Raw genomic sequence first — 17333 nt, forward strand, 5'->3', positions numbered from 1 at the left:
GCCCTCGGGCGATTTGTCCAAGTTCGCCCGCGGCGCGCCTTGTGCTAAGGAATGGATGCGATCTGACGACAGGGGACGACAGCGATGGACGGACTCGACCCGCTGATGCTCGCGCGCATCCAGTTTGCCGCGAACATCAGCTTCCATATCCTTTTCCCGACGATCACGATCGCGCTCGGCTGGGCGCTGCTCGGCTTCAAGCTCGCCTATAACCGCAGCGGCGATACGGCGTGGATGGACGCCTATCGCCTGTGGGTGAAGGTCTTCGCGCTCAGCTTCGCGATGGGCGTCGTGTCGGGCATCACGATGAGCTTTCAGTTCGGGACCAACTGGCCGGGCTATATGGAACGCGTCGGCAATGTCGCCGGCCCCCTGCTCGCCTATGAAGTGCTCACCGCTTTCTTCCTCGAGGCGGTCTTCCTCGGCATCATGCTGTTCGGTTTCAGCCGCGTGCCCAATTGGGTGCATACGCTGGCGACGGTCCTCGTTGCAGGGGGCACGACGCTCTCGGCCTTCTGGATCATCGCCCTGAACAGCTGGATGCAGACTCCGGCGGGGTTTGAGATTCGGGGCGGCGTCGTCCATGCGACCGACTGGTGGGCGATCGTCTTCAACCCCTCGATGCCCTATCGCCTGGCCCACATGCTGCTCGCCTCGGCGCTGACCGTCGCCTTCCTGATCGCCGGGATGAGCGCGTGGCGCTGGCTCAAGGACGGCGGCGGCGAAGGCGTGCGGCGGACGCTGAAGGCTGCGGTCTATGCGGCCGCGATCCTGATCCCGGTGCAAATTTTCGCCGGCGACCAGCACGGACTCAACACGCTCGCGCACCAGCCGCAGAAGGTCGCGGCGATGGAAGCCAATTGGGAAACGCAGCCCAATACGCCGCTTCTGCTCTTTGCGCTCCCCGACGAGGCGGCGCGCACCAACCATGCCGAGATCGGGATTCCGTCGGGCGCGAGCCTGATCCTCAAGCACCATGCCGAAGGCGTCGTTCCCGGGCTCAACGACTATGCGGGCAATCATCCCCCGGTCGCGCCGATCTTCTGGGGCTTCCGCCTGATGGTCGGGCTCGGCGTGCTCATGCTCCTGGTCGCGTGGAGCGGCGCGTGGCTGATCCGGCGGCGCGGGGTCGACGGGCTGCCGCGCTGCTATGCGCGCGGCCTCGTCGCCATGACCTTCGCGGGCTGGCTCGCGACGCTCGCGGGCTGGTATGTGACCGAGATCGGGCGTCAGCCGTGGCTCGTCACCGGGGTGCTGCGCACCGCCGACGCGGTCGGCCCGACGGGCTCCGCGATGGTGACCACCTCGCTCGCGCTCTATCTGGCGGTCTATGCCGCGCTGCTCACCGCCTATGTCGCGGTGCTCTATCGCCTCGCCGGGCTCGGCCGCCGCGCCCCCGGCGGCAAGCCGATGTTTCCGCTTCCCGGCGTCGCGCAAGGCCCCGCCGAACCGCTCGAGGACCCCGCCGCATGACGCCCTTGTTCGACCCCTGGTGGCTGCCCGTGATCTTTGCCGGGCTGATGGGCCTCGCGATCCTCCTTTATGTCATCCTCGATGGCTACGACCTTGGCGTCGGCATGCTGACGCGGCTCGAGACGGGAGCGAATCGCGACCTGATGATCGCCTCGATCGGGCCTTTCTGGGACGCGAACGAGACCTGGCTGGTGCTCGGCATCGGGCTGCTGCTCGTCGCCTTCCCGGTCGCGCACGGACTGATCCTGACCCAGCTCTACCTGCCCGTCGCGCTGATGCTGATCGCGCTGATCCTGCGCGGCGTATCCTTCGAGTTTCGAGCCAAGGCTGCGCCCGGCCACAAGCAGCGCTGGGACGACGCCTTCTTCGCTGGCTCGCTGCTCGCCGCACTGTGCCAGGGCTATATGCTCGGCGCCTATGTCCTTGGCTTCGACCAGAGCCTTGCGTCGGTGCTCTTCTGCCTGCTCGCCGCGCTCGGCCTCGTCGCGGGCTATCTGTTCGTCGGCGCCTGCTGGCTGGTCTACAAGGTCGAAGGCGAGCTTCAGAAACGCGCCGTGCGCTGGGCCCAGGTTACGCTGTGGGCGACCGCGCTCGCGATGGCGGTCATTTCGATCGCGACACCGCTGCTGTCGACGCGCATCTTCGACCGCTGGTTCCACCTTCCCGAAATCATTGCGCTGCTGCCGATCCCGATCGCCGCGGCGACGCTGTTCGTCGGGCTCGCGATCTTCCTGCGCCGCCCCTTGCGCGAAGGGGACGCACTGTCGTGGGTGCCGCTCGCGACCGCGGGAATCCTGTTCGCGCTCGGCTTCGTCGGCATTGCCTATAGCTTCTATCCCTATCTGATCGCCGACCGGCTCGACATCTGGCAGGCAGCGGCGGCGCCCGAATCGCTGACGATCATCCTCGTCGGCGCGCTCGTCGTGTTGCCGGTGATCCTCGGCTATTCGATCCTCGCCCACTGGATTTTCCGCGGCAAGGCGACGCATCTCAGCTACGAATAGTCAGATCCGTTCGATCAGCCGTTCGACCTGGACCGCCGCAAGCCGCGCCGCGCGCTCAAGGTTCGCCTGGAAATCGCCGCCGCTCTTGCCGTTGGCTTCGTCGGTGACCGCCTTGATCGCGCCCCAAGGCTTGCCGAGCCGCGCGGCGGCTTGCGCTACCGCGCCCACCTCCATGTCGACCAGCGTCGCGCCGAGGTTCGCCGCAAGGTCGGCGGCGGCGTCGGGGCAGGCGACGAAGCTGTCGCCGCTCGCGATGCGCGCGTGGGGCAGCCCGAGCCCGGGATCGGGCATCGCCGCGAAATGCGCTTCGCCCGCATCGCCCATCGGCCAGTCGCCGGCGCGATAGCGGCGAAAGAGGCCCGGATGCACCGCGCCATAATCATGCTGCACCGCCTGGGCGATCCAATAGGCGCCGGGCGCGGTCCCGCCGAGCGCGCCGCAGGTGCCGCTCATCAGCAAGAGGCCGGCGTCGTCGCCCAGCAGCCCCGCGGCGAGCCCCGCATTGACCTTACCGAGCCCGCAGACCGCAATCGCGACGGCGTGACCGTGTGCGGCAAGCCGGCGGAGGGCGAAGACGCCATCCTCGCGCGCACCCGCACCGGGGAACAGGGCATCGGCCTCTTCGGGGAGCGCGGCGAGGATCAGGATGGCGGCCATGGCGTCTCTCTATCGTCCCTTCGCCGCTTGCCAAGCCGCGATGTGCGCGCCATCGCTGCATTCGATGCTCGCGCGCCTCTTTCCCGACCGTTTCGTCCCCGTGCTGCTCGCGACGATCCTGCTCGCCAGCCTGCTGCCGGTGCGCGGAACCGCCGTTCCCGTCGCGCAGGGCATTTCGACCGCCGCGATCGTGCTGCTCTTCTTCCTCAACGGCGTGCGCCTGCCGCGCGACGAGGTTCTTCACGGCATCCGCAACTGGAAGCTGCAGGGCGGCGCCTTCGCCTTCTGCTTCGGCGCGATGGCGCTGCTCGGTGCATGTGCGCACGCGCTCGCCGCCCTCTTCCTGCCGGCAACGCTCGCGCTCGGCTTTCTCTTTCTCGGCATCCTGCCCTCGACGGTGCAATCGGCGACCGCGGCGAGTTCGATGGCGGGCGGCAATGTCGCGGCGAGCGTCGTCGCGGCGGCGCTGCTCAACCTTGCCGGTGTGATCCTCTCGCCCTTGCTGTTCGCGCTGCTCGCGGGCAGCGCCGGCGAAATCCACGGCGCGGCGGCGCTGCGCATCGTCGCCATCCTGCTCCTGCCCTTCATCGCCGGTCAGCTCGTCCAGCGCTGGCTGCGCCCATGGGTCGTCGCGCATCGCGGCCTCGCCACGCTGATGGATCGCAGCGCGATCGCCACCGCGGTCTATGTCGCCTTTTCGGCGGCAGTCGTCGGCGGCATCTGGCACCTGCTCGACGCGCGCGAGATCGCGATCGTCTTCGGCGCGGTGGCGATCCTGCTCGCGCTCGCGTTCGGCGGCGCCTGGATGCTCGGGCGCCTGCTGGCGCTCGCTCGCGCCGATCGCATCACGCTGCTCTTCTCGGGAGCGCAAAAGAGCCTCGCGGTCGGCGCGCCGCTCGCCGCGACGCTCTTTCCGTCCGCGACGGCCGGCATGGTGCTGCTGCCGATCCTCGTCTATCATATGGCGCAGCTGATCCTGTCGGCGTGGATCGCGCCGGCGTTGAGCGGTGACTAGCGGCACGGCCGGCGCGTGCGCAATGCGGTGTAGTGCTTGAATAACACAGGTCCGCATGCCATATAGGCAGAAGGACCCAGGGCAAGGGGTTGGAAGGAAAGACATGAGCGAACAGACGGCGACCGCAACCGACGAGCTGAAGCTGACCCCGCCCGAGCCGCTGAACCCCCTCGCCCCCGAAAAGGCGGCAGGGCTCGTGCCGCTGTCGGCCGAGCAGAAATCGAAGCTCGAGGAGCGCGTCGACGGCTTCATCGACGATCTCGTCGCGCAGGATGAAAACTCCCCCGAATTCGGCAAGCGCATCGACCAGATCACCAATATGGGCCGCAAGGAGATGCTCGACGCGGCGAGCCATTCGAACCGCTTCCTCGACCGCCCGGTCAAGGCGATGGAGCGCGACAATGATATCGGCCAGAATCTGATCGAACTGCGCTCGACCGTCGAGCGGCTCGACCCGTCGGCGAACGGCAAGCTGCTGTCGAAGCGCGGCCTGCTCGACAAGATTTTCGGCAGCAAGATCAGCAATTATTTCGCGCAGTACCGCAGCGCCCAGACGCATATCAGCGGCATCCTGACCGCGCTCGCCAATGGCAAGGACGAGCTTTTGATGGACAATGCCGCGATCGACGTCGAGCGGCGCAAGATGTGGGAATCGATGGGCAAGCTCGAGCAGATGGTGCATATCGCCAAGACGCTCGACGAACGGCTCGAGGCGAAGGCGATCGAACTCGACGGCACCGATCCCGCCAAGGCAAAGATTCTGCGCGAAAACGCGCTCTTCTATGCGCGCCAGCGCACGCAGGACCTGCTCACCCAAATGGCGGTGACGGTGCAGGGCTATCTCGCGCTCGACCTCGTCAAAAAGAATAATGTCGAGCTGGTGAAGGGCGTCGACCGCGCCTCGACCACCACGGTGGGCGCGCTCAAGACCGCGATCACCGTCGCGCAGGCGATGACCAACCAGAAGCTGGTGCTCGAACAGATCACCGCATTGAACACGACGACGGCGAACATCATCGACGGCACATCGAAGATGCTCAAGGACAACACCGCGCGCATCCACGAACAGGCGGCGTCGAGCACGATCCCGATGGAGACGCTGAGCCGCGCTTTCCAGAATATCTATGACACGATGGACGCGATCGACAGCTTCAAGCTCAAGGCGCTCGACACGATGAAGACGACCGTTGGCGCGCTCGAGGGCGAGGTTGCGAAGTCGAAGGGCTATATCGCGCGCGCCGAGGGCGCAGCGCAGGCGCAGGCAAGCGTCGGCGGCGAAGCGAGCCCGCTCGCCGCACTCGAAGGCTGAGGCGGACAATGGCGATGAGCGAGACCGACCAGACGATCATGCTCGGCAGCGCCGCGATCGAACGGTCGCGCGAGCGGCGGCGTCCGATCGGCACCAAGAGCCTCGCGCTGCGACGCCAGCATCTGTTCAAGAAGATCGGCCGTATGTTCATGGCCGGCGGCGCGGTGCTGATCGCGGCGGCGATCTTCGGCGCGGTGATCCAACCGCTCGGCTTCACGGGGGTGATGGCGGTCACCTTGCTGCTGATCGGTGTCGCGGTGCTGTTCGGCAAATGGCCGCCCTTCCCCGAGCCGCGTCAAGCCGACCTGCCGAAGGCCGACCTCAGGCAGCTCGCGGGGCGCACCGAAATCTGGCTCGAGGCGCAGCGCCCCGCACTCCCCGCCCCGGCGCGCCAGCTCGTCGACGGGATCGGCGTCCAGCTCGACCTGCTCGCGCCGCAGCTTCAGACGCTCGACGCCGCGACTCCGGCCGCCGCGAATATCCGCAAGCTCGTCGGCGAGGACCTGCCCGAACTCGTCGCGGGCTACCAGCGCATCCCGGCGGGACTGCGCGGCGAAGCGCACGGCGGACGCACCCCCGACGACACGCTGCTCGGCGGACTCAGGATGCTCGAGCGCGAGATCGGCGACGCGGCGCGCAGCCTCGCCGCGGGCGAGATCGACAAGCTCGCGACGCGCGAGCGCTATCTCCAGCTCAAATATGAAGGGCTGGAGAGCGACGACGGGGCGGCGCCAACCTCCTGAGGCCGTCCGGTCAGTTCAGAAGGGCGACGTCGCGATCGGGCGGGCCGTTGCCGCCGCGACCGTAGCGCTGGACATCGACGCGGTCGCGTCCGGCGCGCTTCGCTTCGTAAAGCGCCGCATCGGCGAAGCGATAGAGCTGCTGGAAATCGACTGCGGGTTTCGCCTCGGCGACGCCGACGCTCGCGGTCACGCGACGGTCTCCGATGATGTCGCGATGATCGCAGGCGGCAATCTCGCGCCGGATGCTTTCGGCGAAGCGGTCGAGCATGATCCCCTCCATTCCCACCGTCAGCAGTCCGAACTCCTCGCCGCCGAGCCGCGCGACGGTACACATCGGCCCTTCCCAGCGGTCGATCCGGCGCGCGATGCGGCAAAGCACTTCGTCGCCGACCTCGTGCCCGTGGCCGTCGTTCACCGATTTGAAGCGGTCGATGTCGACGAGCAGCAGCGCGGCGGGCAGATCGCCGGCGCGCGCCTCGGCGAGCAGCGGCGTGACGCGCTCGACGAAGCCACGCCGGTTGGCGAGGCCGGTCAGCGGGTCGCGCCGCGCGAGCGCCTGCGCATGCGCTTCGGCGGCCCGTGCATGGTCGCGTTCGACGCGCAGGTGCGACAGCCGACGCGTCGCCGCGGCCGAGAGCCATAGCGCCTGCCAGGTTGCCGCGACGAGCACAGGCAGCTTCGATCCTGCGCCCCAGAAGCCGTCTTCGACATCGACGATATGCACCAGCGCGAGCATCGCCATAGGCAGGCCCCACGCCAGCGCGAAGTCGCGCGCTTCGACCGAACCGCGCCGCCAGCCCCTGCCGAGGCAGAGTGCGACCGCAAGCAGATCGACGATGATCGCGACACCCAGAATCTGCCCCCAGAGGCCGAGGTCGCCGCTTTGCGTGAGTGCCAGCGGAATGCCGGCGAGCCCGATGCCGAACCCCAAAACCAGTGTCGCGCTCTGCAACCCGCGCGAAATATGATCGCGGCCGATCGCCGTTACGGCGCTTGCGGTGGCGACTGCGATCGCGAGGCAGGCGAGCAGCGTCGCCGCCCGCGCAGAAGGGGTCCCCGCCGCCGCCGGCAGAATCGCAAGATGGATCTGTGACCAGAGCGCCCCCCAGACAATCATCACGCCCGACCAGGCAGCCTGCCAGACGAGATATTGGCACCGCGCCGCGACGGCGAGGGACAGGCTGTAGATGCCGCTGACGAGCAGCAAGGTCAGCGACGCTCCGATCATCGCCGCCATGCCCGCGGCCTGCAGCCCCGCCTCGTCCGCGGAGATCAGGCGCGGGTGCAACAGGCTATGGTCGGTGAGCCGGTCGAATCGCATCGCCACCGCGACCAATGGCGCGCTACGGTCGGGCGCTTCGAAGAGAAGCTGGCCGCCGATCCGCCAGTGCGCGCCATAATCGCCGCGCCGGACCCGCTGCCAGCGAACGGCGCCGTCGGCATAGACGAAGGCGACCGCGAGCCGCTCGAAGCGCGTATAGCGGACCGCGATCGCCTGCGCCTGAACGCCGGGCGAGCGGTCGATCGACGCGCGCAACCACAGGCTTGCGCGCTGATAGCCGGCGGGCTCGTCGCCGCAGGAAAACGCAAGCGATGTCAGTTCTCCATCGGCAACAGACAGGCTGGTTTCCGCATGGCACAAGACCGCATCGTCGCGCAGCGGCACCGCGCCGGCGGGACGCGCCACGCACGCCGCGATGACGCAGGCGAGCGCGAACAGCATCGCGCCCCATCGTCGCACCGAATGGCTTTGCGCAAAGGTCATGAAGTCCCCCATGCCCGGAATATCTTTGGATATCTTTACCGGTCAAACGGAAAACCGGTGTGACGGCAGTCACCCGGCATCGGGGCTCCTTCGGTATCGGCCGGACAGGCAAAGGCGCGCGGGCCGCGAGATCAGGCGGCGGCGGCCTCGCGATCGGCGAACAGCGTTTTCAAATCCTTCTTCAATATCTTGCCATTGGCGTTGCGCGGCAGCGTGTCGGTGACGAAGCGCACGGCAACGGGGACCTTGAACGCCGCGAGTCGCGCGCGCACCCAGTCCTGCAGTTCGGCTTCGGTCGCGTTCATACCGGGCGCGAGATGCACGACCGCCGCCGGTTCCTCGCCGAGCGTGCGGTGCGGAATGCCGACGATCGCGCAGTCGGTCACTGCGGGATGCTCATAGAGCGCATTCTCGACCTCGGACGAATAGATATTCTCGCCGCCGCGCAGCACCATGTCCTTGGCGCGGTCGACGATGTAGAGAAACCCTTCCGCATCGAGCCGCGCAAGGTCGCCGGTGCGCACCCAGCCATCGACGAAGGTTTCGGCGGTGGCTTGCGCCTTGTTCCAATAGCCCTTCACGATCATCGGCCCGCGCGCCCACAGCTCGCCGACGCTACCCGTCGGCAGCACCGTCACGCCGTCGTCGGCACGGATTTCGAGGTCGGCGACCGCGACCGGCGGCCCGGCGCTCGTCGGGCGGTTCAGATAATCCTCCGACGAGTGCGAGGTCACCGTCGCCATCGTTTCGGTCATCCCCCAGCCGTTGCCGGGCAGCGCGCCGAATTCCTCGTAAATGCGCTTGACCAGCTCGGGCGCCGAGGGCGCGCCGCCATAAGCGATCGCTTCGAGCGACGAGAGGTCGTATTTGGCCCGGTCGGGATGCTCGATCAGCTGCCAGGCGATCGTCGGCACCCCGCCGGTGACATTGACCTTTTCGCGCTCGATGATCTGCATCGCCTCGACCGCGTCCCATTTGCGCATGAAGATCGTCGTGTGCCCCGCCGCCATCGCGCCCATCAGGCTCGCCGAACAAGCGGTAACGTGGAACATCGGAATGACGGTCAGCGTCGTTCGCGGCTGCGGCTCGGGCACCGGCTCGCCGCGGCGCAGAAAGCTGCGCGCCGCCGAAAAGCCGCCCGAGAGGATGTTCGACATCAGATTGCGGTGCGTCCCGAGCGCCCCCTTGGGCTGGCCGGTCGTGCCGCTGGTGTAGAAAATCGTCGCGGCATCATCGCTGTCGATATCGGCGCGCGGGCGATCAGTGTCGGCCAAGGCGCTCCAGCTCGGCGGTGCTCCGGCAAGGGTTTCGAGCGCGAGCGTTCCCGCCTCCCCGTCGCCGCGCGCGACGATCCACTGCTCGACCAGGGGCAGCTCGCCGCGATGCTCGCGCAGCCGCACATAACGCTCGCCGTCGACAATGACGATCTTCGCGCCCGAATCGGCGATGCCATAGCTGAGTTCGGCGCCCGTCCACCACGCGTTGAGCGGCACCGCGATCGCGCCCAAAGTGGTGATCGCGAAAAAGACCATCGGCCATTCGGGCAGGTTGCGCATCGCAAAGGCAACGCGGTCGCCCTTCGCCACTCCCATCGCCTTGAGCGCATGTGCAAGCGTCGCGGTGGCGCGCCAGTTGGCTTCATAGCTCACGCGCTCATCGTCGAGGATCGTGAAGGGCCGCTCGCCATGGGTGCGCGAGAGATCGAGGAGTGCGCCGAGATCGGACGGCGCATTTTTCCAGACGCGCGTGGGGACACCGCGAATCTCGACGGTCTCCATCTCGAACCTGGCGCCGGGCGCGGTGAGCAGCGCGGTCGCCTCCGCAAGTGACATTTTCGGCCATGCCGGATCGAGCGGCACCACCGCTTCGCCTGCCGGATCATTGGCGCTCATACCGCTCTCCCATCCTCGTTCTTGCGCCGCTCGCACGGCGGATTCCGCAGCAAGGTTAGGGTCGCGCGCGGCGCTCGACAAGATGATGATGGCGGCGCGCCACGCGACGCTACGGCAAGGCGGCAGTCCCATCTCGCCATGGAGGGACGCCGGATGATTTCCGCAAGGATTCGCACCCCGATCGACGAATCAAAAGCCGAAATTGGCGAAATCCCTGACGCCATGTTCGGCCAATGCAGGGTCGAGCGAGTCGAAACCCACTCGTTCCGACGGGCTCGCGGTCTGGTCTTTCAGAGAGATGGCGGTCGCTCCCATTGCGGCTGCCCGTATCGGGAGAGCAAGAGGGGAGAAGGGCCGCGGCAGCGACCGCCAGAGTGTCGACCGGGAGGCTGCCCGCAAGCCGCCCCCCGGTCGTCAGGGATCAATCGAAGGTGAAGCGCGCGCCGATCGCGAAGGTGCGTGCCAGCTGCAGCGTGCCGAGGTTGAACTGATCGGCGTTGCCGACATTGTCGAACCTGTAATAATTCTGCTGCTTCGACTTGGTCAGGTTGGTCGCATCGAAGGTCAGGCCGATACGATCGGTGACATTCCACGTCAGCTGAACGTCGAGGCTTTCTTCCGGCCGGTACCAGACGCCGATCGGATTGGCGAACAGGCGCGCTTCGTTGTTGTGCAGAAAGCCCTTGCGCCAGACATAGGACACGCGCGCATCGAACGGCCCGCGGTCATAAGCGAGCGTGGCGTTGTAGGAGAATTTCGACACGTTGAAGAATTGCGACGTCGCCTCGCCGGTGATGTTCCCCGCCGAGTCCGTCATCGGAATATTCTGCTTGGAATCGAGGATCGTCACGCTTCCCTGAAAACCGAGGCCGTCGAGGATGCTCGGCAGATAGGTGGGGAAATAGGTCAGGCCGATTTCGACGCCCTTGAGCACGCCGTCGGAGGCATTGACCGGCCGGGTGATGGCGAAATTTTCGGTCGCACCCGCGACGATGCCATTGTCCGGAATATGCTCCATGACCGTCAGCGGAACGACAAGGCCGTCAATCTCGCGCCGGAAGCCGGTGACATAGATCGCGCTGTTGCGTTCGAAATACCATTCGAGCGCGAGGTCGTAATTCTTCGAATGCGTCGGCCTCAAATCCGCGGTGCCCGCCGATCCGCTGCCATAGCCCACGTTGGTGAGATCGCCGGTCAACGAATAATTCGGATTGATGTCCGTGAAATTGGGACGGCGGAGCGTTTCGCCATAATTGAAGCGCAGCCGCAGATTGGGCGTGATCTCATAGCGCGCGGTGAAGCTGGGCAGGAATTTCGACGACTGGCTGCCGCCACGGGTCAGCGCACCGTCGTTGTAGCGATCGAAGAAATTCGAATCGGTCGTGACCGAGACGTAGCGAACGCCGCCTTCGAGACGCAGCGGCCGGCCGAAGATCGAAAGCTCGCCATCGGCCATGACATAGGCCGACATCGTCACTTCGTCGATGTCGAAGGTCTTGACGAGCGACAGCGCTTCCGAGGTCGGCAGGCCATAAAGGTCGCGGACCATGTCGGCATTGTCGTGCAGCCAGCCGCCGTCGGCAAGGACCCAGCTGCGCGGCACGTCGGCGATGCCCTTCATAAAGTCCGAATTGGTGAACAGCGCGTCTTCGGGCAAGGTCGAAAGCGCGACGCCCAGGACGCCGGCATCCTGTGTCCGCACATAGCTTTTTGCCTTGCGGTCATCGTAACGCAGACCCGCCTTGACCCGGCGGATGAAGCCCTCGTCCCACTCATAATAGCCGTCGAGCGTGGCGGTGATCGCGCTTCCCTTGTCCTTGTTCGCATTGTCGTAAAGCTGCGCAACGGTCCAGACGTCGGGATCGGTCAGCAGGCTGTCGTCCGCGAAGTGATAGGAGGGAATTCCGCCGCCGGCGTTGAAGTCGGTGGTGATCTGGTTTGCGACGCGTTCGGTCCGCATCGCGATGAACGAGCCCTTGTTGGTGCTCGTCTGATAGGCGACGTCGCCGATGATCTTGCCCCGATCGCCAAGGTCCCATTGCCCGTTGAGGGCATAGACGAAGCTGTCGGTCTTGTTCGTCGCATAGTCGCCGCTGTTGAAGCCATAGACATCGTCGACGGTGCGCGCCTTGACGATGTTGGTGCCGTCATAGAGCTCGACCGGTCCCGGGTTGCCCCACCAGTCGACGAAGCTGAACTGCAGCGAGTTGAACGTCGTCCCGCGGAAGCCCGCGTAAAACATTTCGGCGGTATAGACCGAGCTCGAATTCGGCGCCCATTGCAGCGCGACATTGACCGACGGGCGTTCGCGCTTGCCATAAAGGTCCGAGCTGAAGACGGCGTCGCGCGAGAGATAATAGGGAACGGCGACGCCATTATAGTCGATCGTCGAGCCCGATGCGGTAGGCAGGCCATAATCGAGGCCGGGCTGCCAGCCGGAGAATATCCGCTCGAGTGGGGCGAGGCCCGATCCGGCGGGCGGATTTTCCGTTGCGAACGGAACGAAGGCGCCCGCGGTCGTCGACATGTTCCGGTATTTGGTCCGGCTCCAGCTGCCGTTGACCAGCAGGCCGATGTCGCCGATGCCGGTTTCCCAGCGGTCGCTGACGAGCAGCGCGACATTGGGGTTAAAGCTGTCGGCCTGTTCGTTATAGATGCCGCGCGCGAGACCCGAGACCGTGAAGCCGTCGAAATCGAACGGACGGCGCGTCTTGACGTCGATCTGGCCCGCAAGGCCGGTTTCGATCTGATCGGAGGAACGGGTCTTGTAGACGTCGACCTGCCTGACGAGGTTGGCCGAAATGTCCTGCAACGCGAACGACTGCCCCGCCGCGGTAAAGATGTTGCGGCCGTTGAGCGTCGTCAACGGATCGGGAAGGCCGCGAATCGTCACCGTGGCAGCTTCGCCGCCGGCGCGGTCGGTCACCTGCACGCCGGTCACGCGCTGGAGCGCTTCGACGACATTATTGTCCGGCAATTTACCGATATCCTCGGCTACGACAGAGTCGACGATCTGCACCGATTCCTTGCGCACATTCAGCGCGCCGACGATCGAGGCGCGAACGCCGGTGACGATGATATCGTCGGCCGCGGGCTGGCCATTGCCTTCGGAAGCCGCGGAAGCGCCCTGATCGCTCTGGCTTTGCGCATGGGCAACGCCGGCGAGGCTCAGGGCCAGAATGGATGCTGTGCAGAATGCGATTGGCTTGATCGCCATAGTCTATCCTCCCGTTGAGGCTGGCCGATACCATGCCTCGTGAACCAGTGAGGCCTATAATTTGTCGGAGTTAAAATTTGCAAGCCGATTCTGCTAGCGCGCGGAATTATACCCGATTTGTGCGACATCTGCGCCACACATGGCCTTCATGGACCCGAAGCGGATATTATTTAGTCTGATTTATCAAGCCTATGAAATATCCCAGATACTGGCCGCTTCGCCTGCGGGAGCCAGTCGGAGCGAGCCCGCATCGTGCGCAAGCGCCTTGCCGGGATAGGCGGCCGATTCGAGAATGACGCAGTCCTTGCGCGGGCCGGGCCGGCGCTTGAACAGGTCGCCGCCGGGTGCGCGATCGCCCGCGGCGGACGGCCGGATCTCGACGCCGCCGCTCGCGGTGGCAGCAAGGCAATGATCGCGCAGGAAAATGGGCGAGAGGCGCAGATCGCCGTTTGCATCGGGCAGCGAACGGAACTGCGTCTGCGCGAGCGGCGCGGAGCCGACGAAGGCCCGCGTGCCGGCATGGGCGAGCCAGACGCCGGACCGGCCCGCCGGCGCGAAGCGTTCGGGCAACGGGCCGTTGCCCACGGGCACGCCGAAATCGGGATTGCCCTGCGCGTCGAAGTAAAGGCGCTGCACCCGCGTATGACGATCGGGGTTGAACAGCGGGTCGCCTTCGATCGCCTCATAATCGCGGCCATGATAGACGAGCATGTCGCGGCCCTCTTCGTCGACGGTGAAGCTGTTATGGCCGGGCCCATAGACCGAGGTTTCGGGGCATGTGGTAAAGACGGGTTCGGGCGACTTGGTCCAGGCATGCGGGTCCATGATGTCGGCATCGGCGTCCGCGGTGAGCAGGCCGAGGCAATAGCGCGCATCGGTTGCGCTCGCCGAATAGGTCATGAACAGCTTGCCGCCCCGTTCGAGCACGGCGGGGGCTTCGTTGACCTTGAACCCCCGCACTTCCCAGTCGAGCGCCGGCACGGTCAGCCGCGCGGCGGGCGCCGCCAGCGTCAGCGGTGTGGCCAGCGGGGCGATATAGAGATTCGAATTCGTCTCGATGCCCGGCTCGCGCTGCGCCCAGGCGAAATATTGCGTCCCGCGATGCGTGAAGATCGTCGAATCGAGATTGAAGCTGTCCCAGGGCGCGTCGAACTGGCCGAGCACCGTCCAATTCCCCGTCATCGGGTCGGGGCCGTCGCATATCACCGCATAGGTACGGATGCGAAAGACATCCTCGCCACCGCCGCTGGGACCGGCCGCGAAATAAACGATCCAGCGCCCGCCGACGAAATGCAGTTCGGGCGCCCACAGGAAGCCCGACATCGGCCCGCTCGCCTCGTGCCGCCACAGGACGCGTTCTTCGGCGTCGGCCAGCCCGGCAAGCGTGCGCGAGCGGCGCAGGATGAGGCGGTCATATTCGGGGACCGACCCGGTCATATAATAGTTGCCGTCTTCGTGCCGGAAGATCTGGGCGTCGGCCCGCTGCTTCACGAGCGGATTGGAAAGGGCGGGAAGCGGCGCCGCGGAGCCGCCGGTGGCGGCGGCCGGCAAGGCACTGCCAGCTCGCGAGCAGGCGACAGGCAACAGAGCGGCACCGGCCGCGAAAGCACGACGCGAAATTCCGAATTGCATCTTGTCCTCTCCCAAGTTGAATGGCCGCCCGCTGGGGATTGCCCTATTCGGCGACCGGCCAGCCGTCCGCGCTCCACCGGATGCGCGCGATACGCAGGGTCGGGGCACCGTTCCGCTGCTTGTCATAGGCGTGATAGACGACGTAGGTCGTCCCGTCCGTGTCGGTGAAGGCGCCGGCATGACCGGGGCCGCGAAACCGCTGCTGTTCCTGCAGGTCGGCCCGCAGGAAGATCGTCCCCCCGCCTGCCATCATCTCGCTGCCGTCCTTGCCCCGATAGGGACCGGTGATCCGCCGCGAGCGCGAAACGACCGTATAATAGGTGCTGTTCGCGCCCTTGCAGCAATAATCATAGGAAACGAGCAGATAGTACCAGCCGCCGTGGCCGATGATGAACGGCGCTTCGATCGCCGCCGGTCCGCCGGCGGGCGCGATCCGCCGCGCGATCGAATAGGGCTCGCTTCCCGGCGCCGGCTTGCCCGTCGCCGGATCGAGCGCGAAGAGCTTGATCCCGCTCCAAAAGCTTCCGAGCGCCAGCCACTGGCGTCCTTCGGCATCGACGACGAGGTTCGGATCGATCGCGTTGAAATCGTCCTCGGCCGTGGACATGACGACGAGCCCATGATCCTTCCAGCCGTAATCCGGGGCGTTCGGATCGAGCGTGGGGCTGGTCGCAAGGCCGATGGCCGAGCGGTTGGAGCCGAAGGTCGAGACCGAATAATAGAGCCGATATTCGCCGTTCACATAGGATATGTCGGGGGCCCATAGGCCTTCGGCGCCGGGGATGGCCTGCCTGGCCCACGCCGGAATCTCGGCGAAGACCGCGCCGGCGTCCTTCCACTGCGCGAGATCGCGCGAGGTCTTGATTCCCACATATTTGCCGATCGTGCTGAACACATAATAGGTGTCGCCTTCGCGAATGATCGCCGGATCGTGCGCGGTCAGATCGCCCGACAGCCGATCGTTCGGACCAGCCGCGACCTGCTGCCCGGCGGCGCCGGAAGCGGGCACGGCCAGGCCGAGCGCCGCGGCGAGGAGAAGCGTCCTCCTCATTGCAGTTCGAGCACGACCACCGACTTGGCCGGCAAGGTCACGACAAGCTTGCCGCCCTTGATGCTCGCCCCCGAGAAGGGCGCGGGCCGGACCGCCTGCGGGGCATCGAAGCTGTTGTGCGCGTCGATCGTGGCGGCGGTCAGGATGCGGCCCGAAACCTGCCGGGCGGCCACGCCGTCGAGCGCGATCGTCACGCTGTTGGGCTCGGTGGGATCGGCGTTCGACAGTCCGATATGGACCTTGCCGTCCCGGCCCTTCACCGCCGAACCGCTGACGGCCGGCAGGCTATATTGACCCTTGGTATAGGTCGGCGTGTCGATGTCGATCGGCAACACGGTGGCGTCCTGCCAAGGCTTGTACATCTCGAAGACATGATAGGTCGGGGTCAGGACCATCTTGTCGCCGTCGGTCAGAATCATCGCCTGCAACACATTCACCATCTGGGCGATGGCGGTCATGCGGACGCGGTCGGCGTGCCGGGCGAAAATGTCGAGGTTGATCGCGGCGATCAGCGCGTCGCGCAACGTATTCTGCTGACGCAGGAAGCCCGGATGCGTTCCCGGATCCTGCGCATACCATGCGCCCCATTCGTCGACCGCGAGAAACATGCGCTTTTCGGGATCATATTTGTCCATGATCGCGCTGTGCCGGGCGATCAGCTCGTCCATGCGCCAGGCCTGATGAAGCGTATCGGCCCAGGCGCTTTCGTCGAAGCCGGTCGCCGGCGCGCGCGGCGGCCAGCCGCCGCCGGGAAGCACATAATAATGGAGCGACAGGCCGTCGAGCGTCGACGCGGCGACGCGCATCATCGTCTCGGTCCAGTTATAATCGTCGACGTTCGCCCCCGCCGCGATCTTCAGGATCTTCGTGCCCGCCGGCGCCTTGATGAAGGTGGCATAGCGGCGCGTCACATCGGCCGCATATTCGGCACGCATATTGCCGCCGCAGCCCCAAAGCTCGTTGCCGACGCCGAAATAGGGAACCGACCAGGGCCCCTTGTGGCCGTTCCTCGCGCGTTCGTCGGCAAGGCTTCCGGCCGGCGCCGTCATATATTCGACCCACTCGGCCATCTCGCGCGGTGATCCGTTGCCGACATTGCCCGCGACATAGGCCTGGGCGCCGACCTGGCGGACAAGCTCGAAAAATTCGTGGGTGCCGACGCTGTTGGATTCGGTCACGCCGCCCCAATGGGTGTTGATCTTGACCGGACGCTCGCCTTGCGGGCCGATGCCTTCGCGCCAGTGATATTCGTCCGCGAAACAGCCGCCGGGCCAGCGGATGACCGGGACCGACAGATTGCGCAGCGCGCTGACGACGTCGTTGCGAAAGCCGTTGGTGTTGGGAATCTTGCTGTCCGTCCCGACCCACAGGCCGCCATAAATGCCGTTGCCCAGATGCTCGGCGAATTGCGTGAAGATCTCCTTGTTATAGACCGGCCCGGGCGCATCGGCGTGGATCACCGCCGTCGTCGGCTTTCCTCCGGTATCGGCCTGCGCCGCCCCCGCGAACGCGGCGGCGCCCAACAGCAGAAATGTCGCCGTGTGGCGAAGCGTCCTCAGCATCATGGTCTCTCCT

At 66.0% G+C, this 17333-nt stretch carries 13 protein-coding genes; 5 read left to right on the forward strand and 8 right to left on the reverse strand.

The genetic code is table 11. The features are described 5' to 3' along the window. Positions 1 to 84: 84 nt before the first annotated feature. Positions 85 to 1473: a cytochrome ubiquinol oxidase subunit I gene (locus KNJ79_RS17375; RefSeq protein WP_317152024.1), complete on the forward strand. Its 1389-nt coding sequence runs from the start codon at positions 85 to 87 to the stop codon at positions 1471 to 1473. Further along, a complete protein-coding gene (locus KNJ79_RS17380; protein ID WP_317152025.1) occupies positions 1470 to 2477 on the forward strand; it encodes a cytochrome d ubiquinol oxidase subunit II in 1008 nt (335 codons plus the stop codon). The genes KNJ79_RS17375 and KNJ79_RS17380 overlap by 4 nt, the downstream gene beginning before the upstream one ends. On the opposite strand, the gene KNJ79_RS17385 is transcribed toward KNJ79_RS17380, so the two are convergent. Then, on the reverse strand, positions 2478 to 3134 hold the full coding sequence (locus tag KNJ79_RS17385) for a 5'-methylthioadenosine/S-adenosylhomocysteine nucleosidase family protein (protein ID WP_089215339.1): 657 nt from the start codon (positions 3132 to 3134) through the stop codon (positions 2478 to 2480). Between KNJ79_RS17385 and KNJ79_RS17390 the strand changes: the two genes are divergently transcribed. The 3 genes from KNJ79_RS17390 (at position 3133) to KNJ79_RS17400 (ending at position 6201) form a co-directional block, all read left to right on the forward strand. After that, a complete protein-coding gene (locus tag KNJ79_RS17390; RefSeq protein ID WP_317152026.1) occupies positions 3133 to 4149 on the forward strand; it encodes a bile acid:sodium symporter family protein in 1017 nt (338 codons plus the stop codon). The genes KNJ79_RS17385 and KNJ79_RS17390 overlap by 2 nt on opposite strands. 103 nt (positions 4150 to 4252) lie before the next feature. After that, complete coding sequence (locus KNJ79_RS17395) at positions 4253 to 5458, forward strand: toxic anion resistance protein (RefSeq protein ID WP_317152027.1); 1206 nt, start codon at positions 4253 to 4255, stop codon at positions 5456 to 5458. Positions 5459 to 5472: 14 nt separating this feature from the next. Next, positions 5473 to 6201, forward strand: a complete 729-nt coding sequence (locus tag KNJ79_RS17400) for a hypothetical protein (RefSeq protein ID WP_245836610.1) — start codon at positions 5473 to 5475, stop codon at positions 6199 to 6201. Positions 6202 to 6211: 10 nt separating this feature from the next. Here the strand turns inward: KNJ79_RS17400 and KNJ79_RS17405 are convergent, their stop codons facing one another. The 7 genes from KNJ79_RS17405 to KNJ79_RS17435 form a co-directional block, all read right to left on the reverse strand. Further along, a complete protein-coding gene (locus KNJ79_RS17405; RefSeq protein WP_317152028.1) occupies positions 6212 to 7966 on the reverse strand; it encodes a GGDEF domain-containing protein in 1755 nt (584 codons plus the stop codon). Between the two features lie 131 nt (positions 7967 to 8097). Beyond that, a complete protein-coding gene (locus tag KNJ79_RS17410; RefSeq protein ID WP_317152029.1) occupies positions 8098 to 9858 on the reverse strand; it encodes a class I adenylate-forming enzyme family protein in 1761 nt (586 codons plus the stop codon). A gap of 189 nt (positions 9859 to 10047) precedes the next feature. Continuing rightward, positions 10048 to 10173, reverse strand: coding sequence for a hypothetical protein (locus KNJ79_RS17415; RefSeq protein WP_281252657.1), 126 nt, complete (start codon positions 10171 to 10173; stop codon positions 10048 to 10050). A gap of 106 nt (positions 10174 to 10279) precedes the next feature. Beyond that, the gene (locus tag KNJ79_RS17420) at positions 10280 to 13075 is read right to left on the reverse strand and encodes a TonB-dependent receptor (protein ID WP_317152030.1); all 2796 of its coding nucleotides are present in this window, start codon (positions 13073 to 13075) and stop codon (positions 10280 to 10282) included. A gap of 189 nt (positions 13076 to 13264) precedes the next feature. Continuing rightward, a complete protein-coding gene (locus KNJ79_RS17425) occupies positions 13265 to 14707 on the reverse strand; it encodes a glycoside hydrolase family 43 protein (RefSeq protein ID WP_317152031.1) in 1443 nt (480 codons plus the stop codon). Between the two features lie 43 nt (positions 14708 to 14750). After that, positions 14751 to 15758, reverse strand: coding sequence for an arabinan endo-1,5-alpha-L-arabinosidase (locus KNJ79_RS17430; protein ID WP_317152032.1), 1008 nt, complete (start codon positions 15756 to 15758; stop codon positions 14751 to 14753). Then, on the reverse strand, positions 15755 to 17320 hold the full coding sequence (locus tag KNJ79_RS17435) for an alpha-N-arabinofuranosidase (RefSeq protein ID WP_317153945.1): 1566 nt from the start codon (positions 17318 to 17320) through the stop codon (positions 15755 to 15757). Before KNJ79_RS17435 ends, KNJ79_RS17430 begins: the two co-directional genes overlap by 4 nt. Positions 17321 to 17333: the final 13 nt, after the last annotated feature.

The organism is Sphingopyxis indica, assembly GCF_032879645.1.
Classification (GTDB): Bacteria; Pseudomonadota; Alphaproteobacteria; order Sphingomonadales; family Sphingomonadaceae; genus Sphingopyxis; species Sphingopyxis indica.